At 73.2% G+C, this 19,839-nt stretch carries 18 protein-coding genes; 5 read left to right on the top strand and 13 right to left on the bottom strand.

Annotation, left to right across the window (positions count from 1 at the left end):
* Window positions 1-20 precede the first annotated feature (20 nt).
* Entirely contained in the window at window positions 21-1,025 is a 1,005-nt protein-coding gene (locus FHS87_RS05915) for a LacI family DNA-binding transcriptional regulator (protein ID WP_184514885.1), read from the top strand.
* 4 nt (window positions 1,026-1,029) lie between these two features.
* Here the strand turns inward: FHS87_RS05915 and FHS87_RS05910 are convergent, their stop codons facing one another.
* Window positions 1,030-2,949 carry a diguanylate cyclase gene (locus FHS87_RS05910; RefSeq protein ID WP_184514883.1) on the bottom strand — a complete coding sequence of 640 codons (1,920 nt, stop codon included), beginning with the start codon at window positions 2,947-2,949 and terminating at the stop codon, window positions 1,030-1,032.
* Window positions 2,950-3,194: 245 nt separating this feature from the next.
* Here FHS87_RS05910 and FHS87_RS05905 point away from each other — a divergent pair, with 245 nt between their 5' ends.
* Window positions 3,195-3,332, top strand: coding sequence for a hypothetical protein (locus FHS87_RS05905; RefSeq protein WP_184514881.1), 138 nt, complete (start codon window positions 3,195-3,197; stop codon window positions 3,330-3,332).
* 92 nt (window positions 3,333-3,424) lie between these two features.
* On the opposite strand, the gene FHS87_RS05900 is transcribed toward FHS87_RS05905, so the two are convergent.
* A complete protein-coding gene (locus tag FHS87_RS05900) occupies window positions 3,425-4,198 on the bottom strand; it encodes a DUF2243 domain-containing protein (protein WP_184514879.1) in 774 nt (257 codons plus the stop codon).
* The gene (locus FHS87_RS05895) at window positions 4,195-4,755 is read right to left on the bottom strand and encodes a hypothetical protein (protein ID WP_184514877.1); all 561 of its coding nucleotides are present in this window, start codon (window positions 4,753-4,755) and stop codon (window positions 4,195-4,197) included. The genes FHS87_RS05900 and FHS87_RS05895 overlap by 4 nt, the downstream gene beginning before the upstream one ends.
* Window positions 4,756-5,096: 341 nt before the next feature.
* Between FHS87_RS05895 and FHS87_RS05890 the strand changes: the two genes are divergently transcribed.
* A complete protein-coding gene (locus FHS87_RS05890; RefSeq protein ID WP_184514875.1) occupies window positions 5,097-6,188 on the top strand; it encodes a patatin-like phospholipase family protein in 1,092 nt (363 codons plus the stop codon).
* A 9-nt stretch (window positions 6,189-6,197) separates the two neighbouring features.
* On the opposite strand, the gene FHS87_RS05885 is transcribed toward FHS87_RS05890, so the two are convergent.
* Genes FHS87_RS05885 through FHS87_RS05865 form a run of 5 tightly spaced genes read right to left on the bottom strand, consistent with a single transcriptional unit; the run spans window position 6,198 to window position 9,715 of the window.
* Entirely contained in the window at window positions 6,198-8,510 is a 2,313-nt protein-coding gene (locus tag FHS87_RS05885) for a molybdopterin guanine dinucleotide-containing S/N-oxide reductase (RefSeq protein ID WP_184514872.1), read from the bottom strand.
* Between the two features lie 53 nt (window positions 8,511-8,563).
* Entirely contained in the window at window positions 8,564-8,893 is a 330-nt protein-coding gene (locus FHS87_RS05880) for a hypothetical protein (protein ID WP_184514870.1), read from the bottom strand.
* Between the two features lie 36 nt (window positions 8,894-8,929).
* Window positions 8,930-9,094, bottom strand: a complete 165-nt coding sequence (locus tag FHS87_RS05875) for a hypothetical protein (protein WP_184514868.1) — start codon at window positions 9,092-9,094, stop codon at window positions 8,930-8,932.
* A gap of 40 nt (window positions 9,095-9,134) precedes the next feature.
* Window positions 9,135-9,515 carry a hypothetical protein gene (locus tag FHS87_RS05870; RefSeq protein WP_184514866.1) on the bottom strand — a complete coding sequence of 127 codons (381 nt, stop codon included), beginning with the start codon at window positions 9,513-9,515 and terminating at the stop codon, window positions 9,135-9,137.
* On the bottom strand, window positions 9,512-9,715 hold the full coding sequence (locus FHS87_RS05865) for a hypothetical protein (RefSeq protein WP_184514864.1): 204 nt from the start codon (window positions 9,713-9,715) through the stop codon (window positions 9,512-9,514). Before FHS87_RS05865 ends, FHS87_RS05870 begins: the two co-directional genes overlap by 4 nt.
* A 38-nt stretch (window positions 9,716-9,753) precedes the next feature.
* Here FHS87_RS05865 and FHS87_RS05860 point away from each other — a divergent pair, with 38 nt between their 5' ends.
* Window positions 9,754-10,527 carry an IclR family transcriptional regulator gene (locus FHS87_RS05860; RefSeq protein ID WP_184514862.1) on the top strand — a complete coding sequence of 258 codons (774 nt, stop codon included), beginning with the start codon at window positions 9,754-9,756 and terminating at the stop codon, window positions 10,525-10,527.
* Here FHS87_RS05860 and FHS87_RS05855 read toward each other — a convergent pair.
* From FHS87_RS05855 to purB, 4 genes are all read right to left on the bottom strand, one after another.
* Entirely contained in the window at window positions 10,448-11,920 is a 1,473-nt protein-coding gene (locus FHS87_RS05855) for an FAD-binding oxidoreductase (RefSeq protein WP_184514860.1), read from the bottom strand. The genes FHS87_RS05860 and FHS87_RS05855 overlap by 80 nt on opposite strands.
* Window positions 11,917-13,332, bottom strand: a complete 1,416-nt coding sequence (locus FHS87_RS05850) for an MmgE/PrpD family protein (RefSeq protein WP_184514858.1) — start codon at window positions 13,330-13,332, stop codon at window positions 11,917-11,919. The genes FHS87_RS05855 and FHS87_RS05850 overlap by 4 nt, the downstream gene beginning before the upstream one ends.
* Before the next feature lie 9 nt (window positions 13,333-13,341).
* Window positions 13,342-14,343, bottom strand: a complete 1,002-nt coding sequence (locus FHS87_RS05845; protein WP_184514857.1) for a Bug family tripartite tricarboxylate transporter substrate binding protein — start codon at window positions 14,341-14,343, stop codon at window positions 13,342-13,344.
* A 134-nt stretch (window positions 14,344-14,477) separates the two neighbouring features.
* On the bottom strand, window positions 14,478-15,839 hold the full coding sequence (gene purB, locus FHS87_RS05840) for an adenylosuccinate lyase (protein ID WP_184514855.1): 1,362 nt from the start codon (window positions 15,837-15,839) through the stop codon (window positions 14,478-14,480).
* Window positions 15,840-16,212: 373 nt separating this feature from the next.
* On the opposite strand from purB, the gene FHS87_RS05835 reads away from it, so the two are divergent.
* On the top strand, window positions 16,213-18,588 hold the full coding sequence (locus tag FHS87_RS05835) for a PAS domain S-box protein (RefSeq protein ID WP_184514853.1): 2,376 nt from the start codon (window positions 16,213-16,215) through the stop codon (window positions 18,586-18,588).
* 28 nt (window positions 18,589-18,616) lie between these two features.
* On the opposite strand, the gene FHS87_RS05830 is transcribed toward FHS87_RS05835, so the two are convergent.
* Entirely contained in the window at window positions 18,617-19,822 is a 1,206-nt protein-coding gene (locus FHS87_RS05830) for a threonine ammonia-lyase (protein ID WP_184515167.1), read from the bottom strand.
* Window positions 19,823-19,839: the final 17 nt, after the last annotated feature.

The raw sequence follows: 19,839 nt of genomic DNA, 5'->3' as shown, positions 1-19,839 counted from the left end.
GCGAGGGAGGGTGGGTCCGCATGTCGGACGTCGCCCGGATGGCGGGCGTCTCGATGATGACGGTGTCGCGGGCCTACCAGGAGTCCGGCCGGGTCTCGGCCGCGGCGCGGGCGCGCATCGCGGCGGCGGCGGCGGAGCTCGGCTACGTGCCGAACCGAGCCGCGGCGCAGCTCTCCTCCCGCCGCAGCCGCGTGATCGCGGCCACCATCGCCTCCCTCTCCGAGGTGCAGTTCGGCAACGCCCTCGAAGGGCTTTCGGGCGCGCTGCGCCGGGCGGGCTACCAGCTCCTAATCGCCGAGTGCGGCCCGAGCGAGGAGGAGGAGCGCCGCGCCGTCGCCACCGTGCTCGGCTACCGGCCGGACGGGCTGGTGGCGATCGGGGTGGAGCACGGGGCGGCCTCGCGCCGGATGATCCGCGGCGCCGGCATCCCCGTGGTGGAAGCCTGGAATCTCGACATTCCCGCGATGGACATGGCCGCCGGCTTCTCCGACCGCCTCGCGGCCCGGCGCATGGTGGAGCACCTGCTCGCCACGGGGCGGCGGCGGATCGGCTATGCCGACTATCCCGGCCCCGCCATGCGCCGCTTCGCCGAGCGCCGCCGCGGCTTCGAGGAGGCCATGCGGGAGGCGGGGCTGGACGCTACGCTCATCCATGAGGAGGGCAGCGGCCCGGCCGGGCTGGCCCAGGGGCGCGCGGCAGTGCGGGCGCTGATGGCACGCGACCCGGGGATGGACGCCCTCTTCTGCGTGACCGACTTCGTCGCAGCCGGCGCCGTGCTCGAGGCCGTGGCCCAGGGCTGGGACGTGCCGGGCCGGCTTGGGGTGAGCGGCTTCGGCGACTTCGACCTCGCCGCCGAGATCCCGCCGGGCATCACGACCATCAGCATCAATCCCCGCGGCATCGGCGGGGCGGCGGCGGAGATGGTGCTGGCGCGGATCGCCGAGACGGCGGGCGCCGCTGCCGGTGCGGTCGTGGGCCAGAAGCGCGACCTCGGCTTCGAACTGGTGCGCCGGGGCAGCGCTTGAGGCCTCAGCGCGCCGCGACGCGCCGGGCCTGGATCACCGTGATGGGCGGCGCCTGGAACACCCGGTCCCGCCCGGACCTCTTCGCCTCGTAGAGGGCCGAATCGGCCGCGCCCAGCAGCATCGGCGCGTCCGGCGCGCTGAAGGCGTGGGGCTGCACCGCCGCCACCCCGATGCTGGCCGTGATATGGCCCGCCGCATTCCCCTCATGCCCGATGCCCAGCGCGGCGATCGCCCCCCTGATCCGCTCGGCCACCTCGCGCGCGCCCGCGGCATCGGTCCGCGGCAGCACCGCCGCGAACTCCTCCCCGCCGTAGCGCGCGGCCAGGTCGCCGGGGCGGCGGATCGTCTCGCCGATCGCCCGCGCCACCTCGCGCAGGGCGTCGTCCCCGGAGAGATGGCCGTAGAGGTCGTTGAAGGCCTTGAAGTGATCGACGTCCAGCAGCAGCACGGCGAGGCAGCTCTCCTCCCGCGCGGCGCGGCGCCACTCGCGGTTCAGCACCTCGTCGAAGCGGCGGCGGTTGGCCAGGCCGGTCAGCCCGTCCGTGGAGGCCAGCTCCGCCAGCCGTGACTCCATGGAACGCCGCTCCGTCACGTCCCGGGAGACGGCGACATAGCCGTGCACCTCGCCGGAGGGGGAGGGTTCGAGGCGGCGGAGGGTCGTCTCCAGCCAGACCACCGAGCCGTCCGGCCGCGAGACCCGGCAGGTCACCTCCCCCTGGCGCCCCGGCTCGCCCGCCACGGCCAGCGCCTCGTGCAGGGCGGGGCGGTCCTCGGGGAGGACGAGCGCCTCCATCGGGCGGCCGATCAGCCCGCGCGGCGGCAGGCCGATCAGGCGGGCAGCGGCGGGGGAGGCGTAGCGGATGAGCCCGTCGGGGCCGAGGCGCGAGACCATGTCGCTCGCATGCTCGGCCAGCAGGCGGAAATGGGCCTCGCTCGCGGCCAGCCCCCCCTCCGCCTCCCGCCGCCGGCGGATCTGGCGGACGAGGCGGTGGCCCATCAGCACCAGCAGCCCCGCGAGAAGGAGGACCACCCCGGCGCGCAGGGCGGCCCGCACCGTCCAAGCGGCCAGGGCCTCCACCGCGCCGCGCCCGACGATGACGCCGATGGGGTAGCGCTCCCCCGTCTCATAGGCACCCAGCCGCTCGATGCCGTCGATGGGGGAGGCGTAGTGGAAGCGGCCGGGGCGCCCCTCGGAAAGGGGGTCGCCGGGGAGGCGGCGGAACATGGGCGCGTCGAGCGCGGCCTCGTCCACCGGGTTGCGCGCGAGCAGCCGCCCGTCGGAGCGCAGCAGCGCGACGGAGCCGTGGCGGCCGAGGTCGAAGCGCGCGAAGCCGCGCGACAAGGCCTCGATCTCCATCGCGGCCACGGCCACGCCACCGAAGCGGCCTGCCCCGTCGCCGATGCGGCGGGAGAGGGTGACGATCCACTCCCCGTCCAGCCGGCTGCGCACCGCCGTGCCGACGAGCATGCCCTCGCCGGCCTCCTCGCGGTGGCGGGCGAAGTAGTCGCGGTCCGCGATGCTCGCGCCGGTGGCGAAGCTGGGGAAGGAGCTGAGCGCCAGCGTGCCGTCCGGCCCGTAGATGGAGAAGTTCCTCAGCTTCGGCTGGATGTCGAGCTGCCGCCGCATGAGCCGGAGCAGGGGGGCGAGGGTCCCCGCCGCCGTGCCCTCCGCCTCCACCTGCTCGACGATGCCCAGCAGCGCCGCATCCGCCATGGCGAAGTCGCTCTCCGCCTCCTGGACGAGGGAGCGCGCGAGGTTGGAGGCCGCGATCCCCGTCTCCTCGATCTGCCGCTCGCGGCCGCTCCACTCGTTCCAGGCCTCGGCGACGACGAGAAGGAGGCTGAGGGAGAGGATGGCCGGGAAGGCCAGGCGGAACCTCCGGCTGGCCGGGCGGGACGGGGCGGCTCCAGTGGGATGGGGCACGGGCCTGTCCTCCAGTCCTGGCGAAGACCTGTGATGGCCTCCGACTCGTTGCGTCCGGCGGTGCCGGGCCCGGCTGCGGAGCATCCGGGTTCACACACGCGTTAAGCGAGGATTAAGGGGGTTGTCTACCCTTAATGGTTGTGGTCGCGCTGCCGCAACCTCGCCGTCCGCCGCGAGATGGAGGGGAACATGCGGCGGCCTTGCGCGTTACCGGCCTGTCGCAGCCGGAAAAGCGGAGGGTCAGGATGGCAAGCGAGAGCAAGGCACAGAGCACGGGCGCACCGGCAGGACGGGCGCCGGACGGGATGCTGGTACTGGGGCTGGTGGCGGTGCTCGTCCTCGGCGGGTTCACGGCCTTCGCGATGATCGCCTCCCTCGGCTAGGGGGAGGTGGTGCCAGGGAAGGCCTTCTTCCCTGGCACCGAGTAGCGGAATGGCTCCCGGGGGCCGTGCGCCCCCCCCGCGAAAATGCGGCCTCAGACCCGCAGCCGCGTCCAGCCGAGGCAGCCGCCCGTGAGGGGCGAGCGCCCGACGAGGAGCGCCCCGCCGCGCAGCAGTTCCCAGGTGGAGCCGTCCTCGCCGAGATCGACGGCGAGAAGGCTCCCGCTCGGGTCGCTCCAGGCCACGCGCCCGCCCGCTGCGATGGCGGCGGCGAAGGCGGCGTCCGGGCTGATGCCCGGGCGGAACAGGACGAGCGCCGTGGTCACGCCCGGCGGCGGCAGGGAGGCCAGCGAGGCCGAGCCGATGCAGAGGGCCGCGAGCGAGGCGGCCACGGCGCCCCCGCCCATCCCGCCCCGGGAGGGCGGCGGGGCGGTCCGGGCCAGCCAGAGTCCTGCTGCCAAGGGCGGCAGGCCCACCACCACGATCCAGCCGATGTCCCAGGCCAGCGGGTTCGGCACGTCCACCCGGATCCGGTGGATGCCGATGATCCAGTGGAAGACGACCACGTCCACCAGCTGCCAGACGGCGAAGCCGAGCAGGGTCGCGGAGAGCACGCCCCGCCCGGCGCCCGACGGCGCCAGCCCGCCTCGCGCCCGCCAGAGCAGCCAAAGGCCTATGGCGGTGATGAGGTAGACGGCGACGTGGAACATCCCGTCCGCCAGGATCTGCGCCTCGATGTTCCGCAGCGCCTCCCCCGGCACGAGGGAGAGGAAGTGGTGCCACTGCAGCACCTGGTGCAGCATGATCCCGTCGAAGAAGCCGCCGAGCGCGAAGCCGAGGACGCCGGCGGCGAGGCCCGGCCGCGTCATCGTGCCATCCTCCCGGTGAGGCCGGGGGCGGTGGAGCGTGAGAGAGGGACGATCTCCCGCGACTGGGCCAGGAATCCCTCCGCCAGATCGCGCAGGAGCCGCGCCGCCTCGACCTCGCCGAGGTCCAGCGCGCGCTGCTGGAGCCCGAGCAGCCCGGCCGCCATCCTGTCCGCGGCCCATCCCGCCAGGGCGGCGCGCGCCGTGTCGGAGGGGGTGGGGAAGAGGAGCTCGCGCGGCGCGATCCAGGGAGTGCCGCCCACCGCCACCATGCCCAGCCCGGAGAGCAGGAGGCCGATCCGGCACCCGCCCGCCTCCGCCTCCCGCCGCAGACCGGCGAAGCCCTGCGAGAGGGCGGGGGACCTCGCGGCCGCCGCCCAGGCACCGGCCGCCTCGGCGAGCACGGCACTGCCCGCATGGGCCGAGAGCAGCCCGGGCCCGAGGGCGAGCGGGCCGAGGATGCGGCGCGTGCCCGGCCCGGCCGGGGCGGGCTCGCGCAGGTGCAGGCCTCCGGAGGGGAGGTCGGGTTCCCGGGCCGTGCGGTCGGTCATGGGAAGCATGGGCCGGGGAACTCCTGGGATGGCAGGACAACGCGCGATTGTTCCCTCGCCGGCCACCGCTCCCTCTAACCTGCGTTAAGGAGCCCAGGGCCGAATGCCGTGCTCGCGGAGCCTTGATCCCGCCCGCCCGGCGCGGCCCGGGATGCTGCGGCGCAACCCGCGCCGTCCTGCCCGGTTCCTCAGCCCGGGATGGAGCCGGTAGTCCCGACCGCTCCCCGCCGGGTGCCCCGGCGCGGACGGCATCCCGCCGCTGCGGTCTGGGCGGTGGTGACGATCGGCGGAACCGGAGCGGCGCGATGGATGGAGTGGGGAAGGAGGGGCGGGCTGGAACGGTCCTCCTGATGTCGGGGGGGCTCGCGCTCGGCGCCTTCGAGGCGGGCGTCTGCGAGGTGCTGGACGAGCAGGGCCCGCCGGGCTGGGTGATCGGCGTGTCCTCGGGCGCGGTGAACGCGGCGATCGTGGCGGGCAACCCGCCGGGCAGGCGGGCGGAGGCGCTGCGGCGCTTCTGGATGTCCGCGGCCGACGAGCCGATGCCCTGGACCTCCTTCCTGCTCGGCCCGCCGCCGGCCGAGGGCGCCTGGCGCCGCACCTACAACGAGATGGCGGCCATCCGCACCCTAACCCTCGGGCGGCCCGGCGTCTTCAGCCCGCGCCTCCTGCAATCCGGCACGGGAGCCGCCCCGGCGCTCTACGACTTGGAGCCGCTGCTCCGCCGCCTGCCGGACTGCGTGGATTTCGACCTGCTGAACGGCCCCGCCGCCCCGCGGCTGACGCTGGTGGCGACCGATGTGGAGAGCGGCGAGCGCGTGGTGTTCGACAGCGCCCGCGGGGCCCGGATCGGGCCCGGCCACGTCCTCGCCTCCTGCGCCCTGCTGCCGGTCTTCGCCCCCGTGGAGGTGGAGGGGCGGCTGCTCGGGGATGGGGGCCTGGCCTCGAACCTGCCGCTCGACCTCCTGCTTGCGGGAGACGAAGCGGGGGAGAGGCTGGCCGTGCTCGTCGATCTCTTCGCGGAGCGGGGCAGCCGGCCGCGCTCCCTCGGCGCCTCGATCGCGCGGGCGGGAGATCTCGCCTTCGGCAACCAGACCCTCAGGATGATCGAGGCCGCGGCGCGGGAATACGGGCTGCGGGACCTGCTCCGCCGCCTTGCCGATGGCCTGCCCGCAGAGAGCCGGGAGGATGCCGCGCTCGCGCCCCTGCTGGCCGAGGCGGAGAGGGAGGGGAGCAAGGGCGCGCTCACACTGCTCCGGCTGGGCTACCGCGCCTCGCTGGACGAGGCCGGGCCGGGCAAGCTCTTCGACTTCTCCCGTGCCACGCTGCAGGACCGCTGGCGCGCGGGGGCCGCCGCCGCCCGGGCGGGGCTGGAGGGGCTCGGCGCTGCCGGGGCGGGGCGGGCGCTCGCCCCCGGCCTCACCCTGCACGAGGTGGAGGGCTAGGGACGGCCCTCAGCGCCGCGCGGGCACGGGCGGCTCGAAGGCCGCGATCGGCGGCAGGTTCCCCTCGAAGCGCTCCACCTCCAGCACGGTGAGCTGGCCTGTGCAGCCCTGGGCGAGGCGGGAGGTGCCGGCGTCGCGCGTCAGCACGTTCGGATTGCCGTGGACGCAGAGGGGCTTGCTCTCCGCCGGATCAGCCGGGTCGTACCAGGCGCCCGTGGGAAGCTGCACCACGCCGGGCCGCACGTCCTCCGTGATGGAGGCGGAGGCGAGGCAGGCGCCGCGGTCGTTGAACAGGCGGAGGATGTCGCCCTCCGCGATGCCGCGCGCCGCCGCATCCACCGGGTTCATGCGCGCGACCTCGCGGCCCCGGCGCTTGGAGGCCGCGCTGTAGCCGCCAAAATCGAGCTGGCTGTGCAGCTTGGTGTGCGGCTGGTTCGCGACGAGCCGGAGGGGGTGGCGCGCGTCCGGCCTCTCCACCGGCTCCAGCCAGGCGGGATGGCCGGGGCAGTCGTCGTAGCCGAAGCCCGCGACGGTTTCGGAGAAGATCTCCACCTTGCCGCTCGGGGTCGGCAGCGGGTGGCCCTCCGGGTCCTCGCGGAAGGCGCGGATGATGCCGCCATCGTCGGGGGCGGAGGGGAGGTGGACCTCCTCGTCCCGCCAGAACTCGTCGAAGGAGGGGGCGGGTAGGCCCTTCTCTTCCAGCGCCGCCCGCGTGCGCTCGTAGAGATGGCGCAGCCACTCCTCCGCCGTGCGCCCCTCGGTGAAGGCCGCCTCGGCGCCGAGGCGGCGGGAGAGGTCGGCGAAGATGGCGTAGTCGTCCCGCGCCTCGCCGAAGGGCTCGGCGAGCTTCTTCATCGCCACCATCAGCGGGTCGGTCGCGGCGGCGCCGATGTCGTCGCGCTCCAGCGTCATGGTGCAGGGGAGGACGATGTCGGCGTGGCGCGCCGTCGCGGTCCAGGCGATCTCGTGGACGACCAGCGTGTCCACCCGCGCGAAGGCCTCGCGCAGCCGGTTCAGGTCCTGGTGGTGGTGGAAGGGATTCCCGCCGGCCCAGTAGACGAGCCGGATGTCCGCGTAGTTCATCCGGCGGCCGTTGTAGTCGAAGGGCGCGCCGGGGTTCAGCAGCATGTCCGCGATGCGCGCGACGGGGATGAAGTTCGCCACCCCGTTCGTGCCCTGCGACAGGGTCGGGATGGGCACGGCGTTCTGCTGCTTGCCGTAATGGGCGAGGCTGCCGAGCGCGTAGTTGTAGCCGCCGCCGGGCAGACCGATCTGGCCGAGCATCGCCGCCAGCACGGCCGCCATCCAGACGGGCTGCTCGCCGTGCTCGGCGCGCTGGAGCGACTGCGCGACGGTGATGAGGGTGCGCCCGCGCGCGATCCGCCGCGCGAGCTCCGCGATCCGCCCGGCCTTGATGCCGCAGATGGCGGCCGCCCATTCCGCGCTCTTGGGCTGCCCGTCCGCCTGCCCCAGGAGGTAGCGCTCGAACTGCGGATAGCCGACGCAGAAGCGGGCGAGGAAATCCGTGTCGTGCAGCCCCTCCGTCGCAAGGGTGTGGGCGAGGCCGAGCATGAGGGCGACATCCGTGCCCGGCACGGGGGCCAGCCACTCCGCGCCCGCCTCCTCCGGCAGGTCGCTGCGGAGCGGGGAGACGAGGATGAAGCGCGTGCCGCGCGCCCGCGCCTGCGCCATGGAGCCGCGCTCGACATGCGCGCTGACCCCGCCGCTCGCCACCGCGCTGTTCTTCAGCGCCATGCCGCCAAAGGCGAGCACGGTATCGGTATGCGCGACCACCTGCTTCCAGGTGACGTGGCGGCGGCAGACCGCGTCGAACGGGCCGAGGATATGCGGCAGGATCACCGCCGAGGCGCCGGCGCTGTAGGAATTGACCGAGCGGACGTAGCCGCCGATCGAGGTGTTCAGGAAGCGGTGCACCTGACTCTGCGCGTGGTGGAAGCGCCCGGCGGAGGACCAGCCGTAGGAGCCGCCGAAGACCGCGCCCGGCCCGTGCTCGTCCCGCACCCGCGCGAGCTCGCGCGCGAGGAGGTCGAGCACCTCATCCCAGCCCATCTCCACGAACTCGTCGCGCCCGCGCCGGCTGTCCGGCCCGGGGCCGCGCTCCAGCCAGCCCCGGCGCACCATGGGGCGCGCGATGCGGGCGCGGTGGCGCAGCGCGTCGGGGAAGTTCTGCAACAGGGGTGAGGGATCGGGGTCGGCGGGATGCGGCGCGACGACAAGCCGCCCGCTCTCCCAATGGCCGCGGAACACGCCCCAGTGGGAGCTGTGGGTGCGCGGGATGGCGTCGTCGCGGGTGTCCGTCATGGTCCGGGCCTCAGTGCCGGGGAAGCGACCGTCGCGACGCCCTTCCCGTTGCTTCAATGAATGAAGTTCGTTTTATTGAATGAACCACAAGCGTAGGAACCGGCCCGGGGCAGGTCAAGCCGGACGGCAGGGAGGCCTTGCGAAGCTCGAAAGGTGCCGCGGCCGGTCGGGAAGGTGTCCAGGGCGTCGCGGATCTTCTGCGCGATCGCCTGCATCCGGGCCGTCCAGTCCTCCACATGCCAGCGGAGAAAGAGGTTGGGACGGGGATCCCAGATAGAGGCGCCTCGGCCCGGGGCCGGCTCCGCCATCGCCTTGAAGAGGCCCTCAATGATGCTGTCGCAAGCGCAGGAGGGGACCGCTTCGATGTTGACGAGGAGAAGCATCCCCTCATCCTCGCGTCATGACGGGAAGACAGGGGGCTAGCGCCGCCGCCTCTCCTTGGCGTCGTCAAGCATCTTCTGGAGATAAGCCGGGAGCTTGATGCCGGTGTCCGTGCGAGGAATCCCGGCCTCGTAGGTGTCGAATTTCTCCATCTCCTCGGGTGTCAGCGCTGGCCAAGGGGAGGAGGGCGTATCGTTCTGCATGGAACTCCTCGGGGGAGGGGACGCGCCTAGCGGTGCACCACTAGGACGGGACCCCCGCCTGGGCGCGGCCGGCTAGCGGGTCGGAGACCTTCTCGCCGAACATCCAGGGATCGGTCCTGTTGGTACCCTGATAGGGCTTCCAGGTCCCGCTACTATGGAGGATGTCGGTCACGCCACCGCCCGAGGCGGGCCGGCGAAATATCGCCCCGTCGTAGTCGTGGTAAGTGTAGCCTTCGCTCTGGGTGTCGGGGGCGCTCTGGGCGGCCGGCGGAAGAGCCTTCTTCAACGGTACTTTGCCTCCAGTCGCAGCTTCCCACGCGGTCCGATAGAGCGCCACCGATTCCTGGCGCGCGTGCTCGTGGCTCTGGGTTTCCTGCTCGGTCCATTCGGTGCGCGGCTTGGCGTCAAGCTTGCGCGTCACCTCGTAGTGGTGATGCCCGTGGTTCTTAGCAACCAGGATGCCTTGAGGTGAATCCGAACCTCGGCGAGCATCCCGCCCGGGAGCTTCACGATCAGGTTGGCGTCGCGGTAACCTTTGGGCGCCGGGTTCGCAAACTTGGTCTTCGGCCGCTGGGCGTGGCCGATCCCGCCATCCCGGAGCTTGTCCAGGACGGTTTTCACCTCATTGAGGCTATCGACGGCGATGGAGGGAGGAGGGCATGGCCGCAGGCGCGCCGGAAGGGGAGCCGCCGCCCAGCGGCGTGCTGGAGCGCGGGCTTCTCGTCCTCTCCTGCTTCACCGAGGAGCGGCCGCGCCTGCACCTGCGGGACTTCGCCGCGATCACCGGGCTGGACAAGGCCACGCTGCTCCGGATGCTCGGCACCCTCGCCGCCCACGGCTATGTCCGGCGCGGGGAGGACGGGCGCTACGCCCCAGGTTCCGCCCCGCTGCGCCTCGCCGCCCTCTACCACGCCACCACCGACTTCCCCGCGCGCATGATGCCGGTTCTCGAAGCCGTGGCGGAGCGCACGGGGGAGAGTGCGGCCTTCTACGCGCGGGAGGGCGAGGACCGCGTCTGCCTTCTCCGCGCCAACGCGCCGCGCGCGCTGCGGCGGCAGGTGGAGACGGGCGAGCGCCTGCCGCTGCGCGCGGGCGGGGCGGCGGCGCACGTCCTGCTCGCCCATACCGGCGGCGAGACGCCCTTCGCCGCGGAGGTGCTGTCGCGCGGCCATCTCAGCACGGCGGCGCAGCGCGACCCCGAACTCGCCTCCGTCGCGCTGCCCGTCTTCGAGGGCGACGGACGCTTCATTGGCGCGCTGGTGGTGAGCGGCCCCGTTAGCCGGCAGACGGAGGCGGGCTTCGCGCGGGCGCGGGAGATCGCGGCGGGGCTGCTGCACGGGCAGGGCTTCTCGGTCAGCCCCCGCCACGCCCCATCATCTTCCCGGGATTCAGGAGATGCGCGGGGTCCAGCGCGTCGCGCAGGCGCCGCATGAGGTCCATCTCCACGGGGTCCTTGTAGCGCAGCAGCTCCCCCGCCTTGAGCAGGCCGATGCCGTGCTCGGCGGAGATGGAGCCGCTGAGGCCGGCGACGATGTCGTGGACCACGGCGTTCATCCGCTCCCACTGGGCGAGGAAGGCGGTCTTCTCCATCCCCTCGGGCTGGGTGAGGTTGTAGTGGATGTTGCCGTCGCCGAGATGGCCGAAGGCGCAGATCCGCACCCCCGGCATCGCCGTCTCCACCGCCTCTCCCGCGCGCCTGAGGAAGTCGGGCACGCGGGAGACGGGGACGGAGATGTCGTGCTTGATGCTGCCCCCCGCCTTCTTCTGCGTCTCGGGGATGCCCTCGCGCAGGCGCCAGAGATTGCCCGCCTGGTCGAGGCTCTCCGCGATCACGGCATCCGCCACCACCCCCGCCTCGAAGGCGGATTCCAGCAGGGATTCCATCGCGGGGCGCAGCGTGCCGTCCCGGTCCGACCCCGCCAGCTCGACCAGGGCGTAGAGCGGGTGCCGCCCGGCGAAGGGCGTCTGCCCGCCCGTGTGGCGCTCCACGATCTCCAGCGCGAAGGAGGAGATCAGCTCGAAGGCCGTCACCGCCTCGCCCGCGCGGCCCCGCGCCATGGAGAGAAGGGTGAGGGCGTCGCTGGGATCGTTCAGCGCGCAGAGCGCGACCTGCCGGTCCGTCAGCCGGGGGAAGAGCTTCAGCACGGCGCGGGTGATGATCCCGAGCGTGCCCTCGCTGCCGATGAACAGGTGCTTCAGCGCGTAGCCCGTATTGTCCTTGTGCAGCGCGCGCAGCCCGTTCCACACGCGGCCATCCGCCAGCACCACCTCCAGCCCGAGGGTGAGTTCGCGCGCGTTGCCGTAGCGCAGCACGTTGATGCCGCCCGCATTGCTCGCGAGGTTGCCGCCGATCTGGCAGCTTCCCTGCGCGCCGAGGGAGAGGGGAAAGAGACGGTCCGCCGCCTCCGCCGCTGACTGTATATCGGCCAGCACGCAGCCCGATTGCACCGTCATGGTGAAGTTAAGGGGGTCCACCTCCTCGATGCGGTTCATCCGGCCGAGGGAGAGCAGCACCTCATGCGCCGCGGAGACGGTGCCGCCGACGAGGCCGGTATTGCCCCCTTGCGGCACGATCGCGACGCCGGCCTCGGTGCAGAGCCGCACGGCGGTCGCCACCTCCTCCGTGCTGCGCGGCCGCAGCACGATCGGTGCCTCGCCCCGGTAGAGGCTGCGCTCCTCGACGAGATAGGCCGTGCGGTCCGCCTCCTCCGTCAGCACCACGCCTTCGGGCAGGGCGGCGCGGAGGCGCGCGGCGAGGTCGGCCGGCACACTGCGGGCAGGGCGCGCGGCGGGATCGATGGCCAGGGGGAAGGGCGCGCCGCTCATGCCGCGTTCTCCAGGGATTGCGCCGGCGGGCGGAAGAGCGCGCCCGCGCGGCGGTCGAGATCCGGGTCGCCCTCGCCGAAGGCGCGGCACCAGGCGATGACGGCCTCCCGCGCCCCGGCATCGGGCAGGGCAGGGGCGGCGATGCCGTGGAAGCGTTCCACCAGCGCGTCCCAGGGCCAGGGCGCCTCTGGATCGCCGCGGCGGAAGCTGCGCTCCTCCACCAGCACGCGGCCGTCCTGCGTGGCGACCGTGATGCGCGCGGGGCGCTCCCGGGGGTAGCGGGCGGAGAAATCGGGCGGCGCCAGCACCTCGACGCGATCCGCGAGGGCCTGCACCGCCCGATCGCCCACGGCACGCCCGTCGAAGCCGGTGAAGGAGAGGTCGCCGCCGGAGAGCAGCAGGGCGACGCAGAAGGCGGTGGAGAACTTCGCCTCCGCGAGATTGGCGGGATGGCGGATGCCGGCGATGTCGAGCAGCGCCTGCGGCGCCTCCACGCGCACCGTGGCGATCTCCTCCACGCGCAGCCCCGAGGCGCGGGCGAGATCGGCCGTCGCATCCAGCAGGCTGTGCATCTGCCCGCAGACGGGCCAGCCCTTGATGGTGGTGGTGAGGATCATCGGCGCCCCGCCCGGCACCAGCCCCGCCGAGGCCTCCGCCTCGATCTTCCAGGCCGCGAGCATCCCGCGCTGCCCCTCCAGCACCCGCGCGGCGCCGGGGATGCCGGCCTCGGCCAGCAGGGCGGCACTCACGCCGTTCCGCACGGCGGTGGCGGGGTGGAAGGCCTTGGCATCCGTCGCGCCGTCGTCGAGGAACTGCCAGAGCCCGGCGGCCTGGGTGCCGGCATGGCCGAGGGTGGAGAGTGTTTGCGCCGCGTCCAGCCGAAGCAGCCGCGCGGCGGCCGCGGCGGCGCCGAAGGTTCCGGCGGTAGCGGTGGTGTGGTTCGTCGCCGAATGCGCCTTGCCGAGATGGGCGCCCATCCGCAGCCCGGCCTCGTAGCCCGCGATAACGGCCGCGCGCATGTCCCCCGCCGTCACCCCCGGCCGCGCCTGGGCCAGCGCCAGCACGGCGGGGAGCACGGTGATGCCGGGATGCATCATCGCGGCGCGGTGGCTGTCGTCGAACTCCCAGAAATGGCTGATCGCGGCGTTGGCCGCGCCGGCCTCCACCGGCCCCCAGCCGCGCGCATCCCCCGCCACCGCGCAGGGGCCCGCCCCGGGCGCGGCGCCCGCAGCGAAGGCCGCGAGATAGACGGGGTGCAGCGGGTGGGCCGTGCCGGCGAGGAGGGCGCCGCCGAAATCGAGCGCGCTGGAGGCGAGGGCACGATCCACCGCCTCACCCCAGGGCGCGGGCGGGAGGGCGGCGTCGAGGGCCGCGATCCACTCGGCCAGGGGGCGCAGGGCGGGCTCGGTCATCCTGTCCTCCTACTGGACGTCGATGCGGACCTTCGTGCTCAGCTCGGTCCAGCCCTTGATCTCCTTGTCCAGGATCTCGGCCAGGGCCTGCCGAGGGCCGGGAACGAAGGTGACGCCGTCCGCGCGGAAGCGCTCGCGCAGGACTTCGTTGGTCAGGGCCTTGTTCAGCGCGGCGTTCAATTGGTCGAGCACGGGCACGGGCGTCGCGGCCGGGGCGAAGACCCCGTTCCAGCTATAGACGTCGAAGCCCGGCAGGGTCTCCGAGATGGCGGGCACATCCGGCAGGACGGCGGCGCGCTCCAGCGAGCTGACGGCGAGGAGCTTCGCGCCCTGGCCGCGCAGGAGGAGGGCGTCCGAGAGCTGGGCGAAGATGCCGTGGACGCGGCCTGCGAGCAGGTCGGTCCCCACCACGCCGCTGCCGCGATAGGGCACGGGGGTGATCTCCGTGCCGAGCCGCAGCCCGAGCAGCTCGCCGGCCAGCCGCGTGGCCGTCATCTGCCCGGTATTGGCCAGGAGGAACTCGCCGCGGCGCGCCTTCGTCCAGGCGGCGAAGCCGGCGAAGTCGTCGGCGGGGAAGGATTTCGTGACAGTCAGCACATAGGGCTGCGTCGCCATCCGCCCGATCGGGGCGAGGAACTGCCGGGGATCGCCGGGCAGGAGCTGCGGCTGGAAGGCGGCGGTGATGGAGGTGCCGGGCGTCGCGATGAAGAGCGTGTGCCCGTCCGGCTCCGCCCTCGCCACCGAGGCGGCAGCGATGGCGCCGGAAGCGCCGGGGCGGTTGTCCACCAGCACGGGCGAGCCGAGCGCGGCCGAGAAGGGCTCGGCCAGGGCGCGGGCGATGATGTCCACCGCGCCGCCGGGGGCGAAGGGCACGGCGAGGATCACGGGGCGGGCGCCGAGCGGCGGCTGCGCCCCGGCACCGCGGGAGGCGAGGAGGGCGGCCCCGCCGGCAGCGGCGGCCAGCAGGCGGCGGCGCGCGAGGGGCGGGCCGGAAGGGGTGGAAGGGGTCATGCCAGCGCTCTCCGTGGAACCGTTCCGCCCCCGCTTAGCGCGGTTTATGCCGGTCCGGGATGGTGATTTACGCTATTCACGCATGTGTCCGGTGTATAAGCGGGCCCGCCCGCCGATTTCCCGCCCGGTCCGCCCTACTCCCCCAGCCAGGCGGCGCTGCGGGCGAGCACGCGGTCGACGCTCGCCCCGGCCTCGCCGAGATAGCCGCTGGGGTCCGTCATCCGGGTGATGTCGGCATCGTTCGAGACGCGGGAGATCTCGGGGTGGCGGCGCATGGCCTCGGCGAAGTCGAGGCGGTTCTCGATCCCGTGCATCGAGGCCTCGTAGATCCACTCGTGCGCGTTCTGCTTCCCGACCTTCTCGCCGAGTTCCAGCATCACGCGCTCGGAGAGGAGGTAGCCGCGCATCCGGTCGAGATTGGCCATCATCGCCGCCTTGTCCACGCGCAGCCCGCGCAGCAGCCCGGCGCACTGGAACAGCAGGGCGCCGGCGATGAGGCAGCACTCCGGCATCGCCTTCCACTCGGTCTTCCAGCTGATGCCGTCCCGCTCGTGCTCGGCGATCATCGCCTCCGACATCATGTTGGCCGAGGCGCGCAGGCCGCGGGCGATGCAGGGCAGGTTCTCGGCGAAGACGGGGTTGCGCTTGTGCGGCATGGTGGAGGAGCCGAGCTTGCCCTCGGTGAAGCCCTCCTCCACCTCGGCGAACTCGTTGCGCTGCATGTTGAACAGCTCGTTGCCGATCTTGCCGATCGTGCCGCCGATGAGGTTCAGGATGCCCGCATACTCGGCGAAGCGGTCCCGCGCCGGGGCCCAGGAGATATCGGGCACGCCGAGGCCGAGGATCCTCATCACCCCTTCCTCGACCTGCCGCGCCTTGGGGCCGAGCGAGGCCTGGGTGCCGACCGCCCCTACCAGCTCGCCGACGAAGAGGCGCGGCTCGCATTCCTTGAGCCGGGCGTGGTGGCGGGAGAGCTCGTCCAGCCAGATGGCGCATTTGTGGCCGAAGGTGATGGGCAGGGCGAGCACGCCATGGGTGCGCCCGGCCATGATCGTGTCCCGGTGCTCCCGGGCCAGCCGCGCCAGCTCGCGCCCGACCGCCTTGATGTCGCGCAGGAACAGGGCGTGGGCGTCGCGGATCTGGAGCACCATGCCGGTGTCGATCACGTCCTGCGTGGTGGCGCCGTAATGCACCCACTGCCCGTTCTCGGCCGAGCAGGCCGCCTGGAGCTGCTTCAGCGCCGGCACTAGCGCGTGCTTCACGCGGCGGGTCTCGGCGGCCATCTTCGGGATGTCGATCGTCTCGGCCTTGCAGTGGGCCACGATGTCGTCCGCGGCTTCCTGCGGGATGATGCCGAGCTCGGCCTGCGCCCGGGCAAGGGCGGCCTCCACCTCCATCCACTTCGCGACGCGGCTGGTCTCCTCGAAGATGGCGCGCGTTTCGTCCGTGCTCCAGTTGTGCTGGAGCGCCTGCATGTCGAAGACCGAGATCGCCATCGCTTCCTCTCCCCCGGCAGCCCCGGCCGTGTCGGGGCGATGAGAGCCGGGATTTCAGCTAGTGAAGTTTCTTTTGGTGGATGAAACAAAGGTGGGGCAAGCCCCGGGGCCGAGTCAATCGGCCCCGGACCGTTCGCTGCCGAACAGGCAGGAAAGGACGTGGGAACTAGGGAGTGCGCCGGGCAGATCCGCGCAGCGCCGGCTTGCCTGTCCTGCAAAAAGAACCAGCTTAATCACCCTTTAGTGTGTTATCGGCAACATGCCCTGGTCGTCCGGTCCCACGGCAAGTTCGGAGGACAGGACGTAACGGAGCCAACATGATACGCGCCTGAGCCTGGGTTCCGCCCCCCGCTCCCGCGAACCGGAAACGTTCATGCTGCACGGCCAACGCCGCCCGAGCCCGCCGCTCCGCTTTCCGGTCCTGCAAGGCCTCGGGGCCCGCTACAGCCTTGCGCTCGCCCTCTTCGCCCTCGCCCTGGTTGCCCGCTTCGCCCTGGACCGCTGGCTGCCGCCGGCGGGCTTTCCCTTCCTTACCTTCTTCCCGGCGGTAATGCTGGCCGCGCTCCTCACCGGCCTCGGCCCGGGGCTGCTCGTGGCGGCGCTGAGCGTCCTGGCGGCGAAGGAGTTCTTCTTCGACCCGCCCGGTCTCATGGCCGGGTACTCCGTCCCCACCATTGTGGCGCTCGTCTTCTTCGGCAGCGTGCTCGTGCTGGACTGCGTCGTGATCCACGTGATGACCCTGTCGCTCCGCCGCATCCGGGAGGAGCGCGGGCAGGTGGCCGAGCTCTCGGCATCGCAGGGGGTGCTGACCCGGGAGCTGGAGGCGCGGGTGGAGGAGCTGCGCCAGCGCGAGGAAGAGCTCCGGGCCGCCCTGGCCGGGGGCGAGCGTACCCGCGCCGAGCTCGCCGCGAGCGAGGCCCGCTTCCGCAGCCTCGCCGAGGCGCTTCCCACCCTGCTCTTCGTCACCAGCGCGGATGGCGCGAACACCTACACGAACCGGCGTTTCCAGGACTATGTCGGCATGTCCGGCGAGGCCCTGCTCGGTAATGGCTGGATCGCGGCCCTCCACCCCGAGGACCGCGGGCGGGCAGCCGGCAACTGGGAGCGTGCCGTCGCCTCCGGCCAGTCCTACGAGGCCGAGTACCGCTTCCGCCGGCACGACAGCGCCTGGCGCTGGTTCCTCGTGCGGGGAGAGCCCGAGCGCGACGGCGACGGCCGCATCCTGCGCTGGACCGGCACATGCACCGATATCGAGGACATGCGCCGCGCCGAGGTCGCGCTGATCGAGGGCGAGGCCCGGCTGCGCTCGGTGGTCGAGACGGCGGCGGACGGCATTCTCGTCGCGGACGAGCAGGGGAAGGTCGTCTCGGCGAATCCCGCCGCGCTGCACATGTTCGGCTACGACGATCCCGGCGACCTTCTCGGCCGCGATCTCGGCGTGCTCATGCCGGACGAGGAGGCCGGGCGCCATGGTGGCTATCTCCGCGGACACGAGAGCGAAGCCGGCAGGGCCGCCCCGGCGCGCGCCATCGCCGTGCCCGGGCGGGAGCTGCTGGCCCGCCGCCGCGACGGGACGGAGTTCCCGATCGAGCTCTCCGTCGCCTCCTTCACCTCGGGCGAGCGCCGCTTCTTCACCGGGGTCGTGCGCGACGTCACGGAGCGGCGCCGCGCGGACGAGCTGCGCGTCACCCTCGCGCGGGAGGTTGACCACCGGGCGAAGAACGCGCTCGCCGTCGCCCTCTCCCTGCTGCGCCTGACCCCGCGCGACGATGCCGGGCGCTTCGCCGCCTCGGTCGAGGGGCGGGTCGCGGCCATGGCGCGCGCCCACTCCCTCCTTGCCACCCATAAGTGGTCGGGCGCCGATCTCCAGACCCTCGCCGAGGGGGAGCTGGCGGCGCATGACGGCCGGGTGGACCTCCAGGGCCCCGCGGTCCGCATCACCTCCGAAGCCGTGCAGCCCGTGGCCATGCTGCTGCACGAGCTGGCCACCAACGCCGCGAAATACGGCGCGCTCAGCCATGAGGGCGGCCGGGTCTCCCTCTCCTGGGGGTTCGACGGGGGGGATGCCAGCCTCCGGCTGCGCTGGAAGGAGAGCGGCGGGCCGGAGATCCCGGGGGCCCCGGCCCGGCGCGGCTTCGGCTCCCGCCTGATCGCCTCGCTGGTGGGCCAGCAGCTCGGCGGCGCGGTGAAGTATGACTGGTTGCCCGACGGCATCCTCTGCGTCATCGACCTCGCGCCCCGCTTCGCCGCCCCCGCCGATGCGGTGAGGGAGGCCGGCGGCGTTCGGGGCAGGGCGCCGGAGCGCCAGGCCTCCCGCCCGGACGAGGAAGCGGCCGCCGAGAGCGAGCCGGCCGCGCCGTCCGTGCCGCGCGTCCTCATCGTGGAGGATGAGGCCCTGCTCTCGATGGAGCTGGAAACGGCCGTGCAGGACCTCGGCTGCGAGGTGGTGGGCCCTGCCCGGACCCTTGCCGAGGCCCTGCGCCTGGCCTCGACCGAGCCGGACCTCGCCGCCGCGGTGCTCGACGTGAATCTCGGGGGCGGGGAGTTCTCCTTCCCCGTGGTGGATGTCCTGCGGACGCGCGGCGTGCCCTATCTCTTCTCCACGGGTTATGGGAGCACGAGCTCGCTCGGCGGGCATGACGGCACCGCCGTGGCCGTGCTCATCAAGCCCTACGCGAAAGAGGCGCTGGCGGACGCCATCGCCGCGGCGCGCTGGCGGGCGGAGGGGAAGAGGGCGGCGGAGGGTTGAGCGGGAGGGGAGGGCGGCGCCCGGCCGCTCAGCCCCGGCGCACGACGTAGTCGCCGGCTTCCAGCGCGGCCACGATCGCCGCGCCCTGGGCGGCGTCCCGCACCTCCACCATCAGCTCCAACTCCGCGGTCTGGACGGAGGGAGCGGCGAAGAGGCGCTGGTGGCTCACCTCGATCACGTTGCCGCCGGCCGCGGCGACGCGGGTGGAGATATCGGCCAGCACGCCCGGGCGGTCCGGGATGTCGAGGTGCAGGCGCAGGATCCGCCCGTCCCGCAACAGGTTCCGCAGCAGGACATTGGCCAGGATACGGGGGTCGATGTTGCCGCCGCAGACCGCGGTGGCCACGCGCCGCCCGGCGAAGAGGTCGGGGCGGGCGAGCACGGCGGCCAGGCCGGCCGCGCCCGCGCCCTCGGCCGTCACCTTCGCGTTCTCGGCGAGCACGGCGATGGCCTGCTCCACCGCGGCCTCGGGCACGACGAGCACCTCGATGCCCATCTCCCGCAACAGGGCGAAGGGCAGCTCACCCACGTCTCGCACGGCGATGCCCTCGGCCACCGTCGGGCCGCCGACGGAGACGGGCTTGCCCGCCAGGCGCTGCGCCATGGCGGGATAGCCCTCGACCTCGACGCCGTAGACCTTCAGCCCCGGCCGCGCCTCGGCGAGGGCGGCGGCGCAGCCGGTGAGCAGCCCGCCCCCGCCGACCGGCAGGATCACGGCGTCCAGCTCCCCCGCATCCTCCAGGATCTCGAGCGCCATGGTGCCCTGGCCGGCGATCACGGCGGGGTCGTCATAGGGATGGACGAAGACCAGCCCGTCCCGCAGGGCCAGTTCGTGGGCATGGGCCGCGGCCTCGGCCAGCGTCTCGCCGTGCAGCACGACATTCGCGCCCCAGCCCTCAGTGCGGACCACCTTGGTCGCCGGGGTGAAGCGGGGCATGACGATGGTGGCGGAGACGCCGAGGAGCGAAGCGTGGCAGGCCACTGCCTGGGCGTGGTTGCCCGCCGACATGGCGATCACCCCCGCTGCCCGCTCCCGCGCGGTGAGGAGGGCGAGGCGGTTGGCCGCCCCGCGCTCCTTGAAGGCGCCGGTGGCCTGGAGGTTGTCGAGCTTCAGCAGCACCTGCGCGCCCGCGATGCGGGCGATGGCCTGCGGCTCCACGAGCGGGGTCCGCAGCACGGCCCCCCGGATGCGCTCGGCCGCCGCCCGCACATCCGCGAGCGTCACCGAGGCCAGGGAGACGCCGAGGGGGG

The sequence above is a fragment of the Muricoccus pecuniae genome (genome assembly GCF_014199205.1).
In the GTDB taxonomy this organism is placed as follows: domain Bacteria; phylum Pseudomonadota; class Alphaproteobacteria; order Acetobacterales; family Acetobacteraceae; genus Roseomonas; species Roseomonas pecuniae.
Note: the sequence above shows the minus strand (reverse complement) of the source record. Positions and strands in the feature narration are given on the sequence as shown.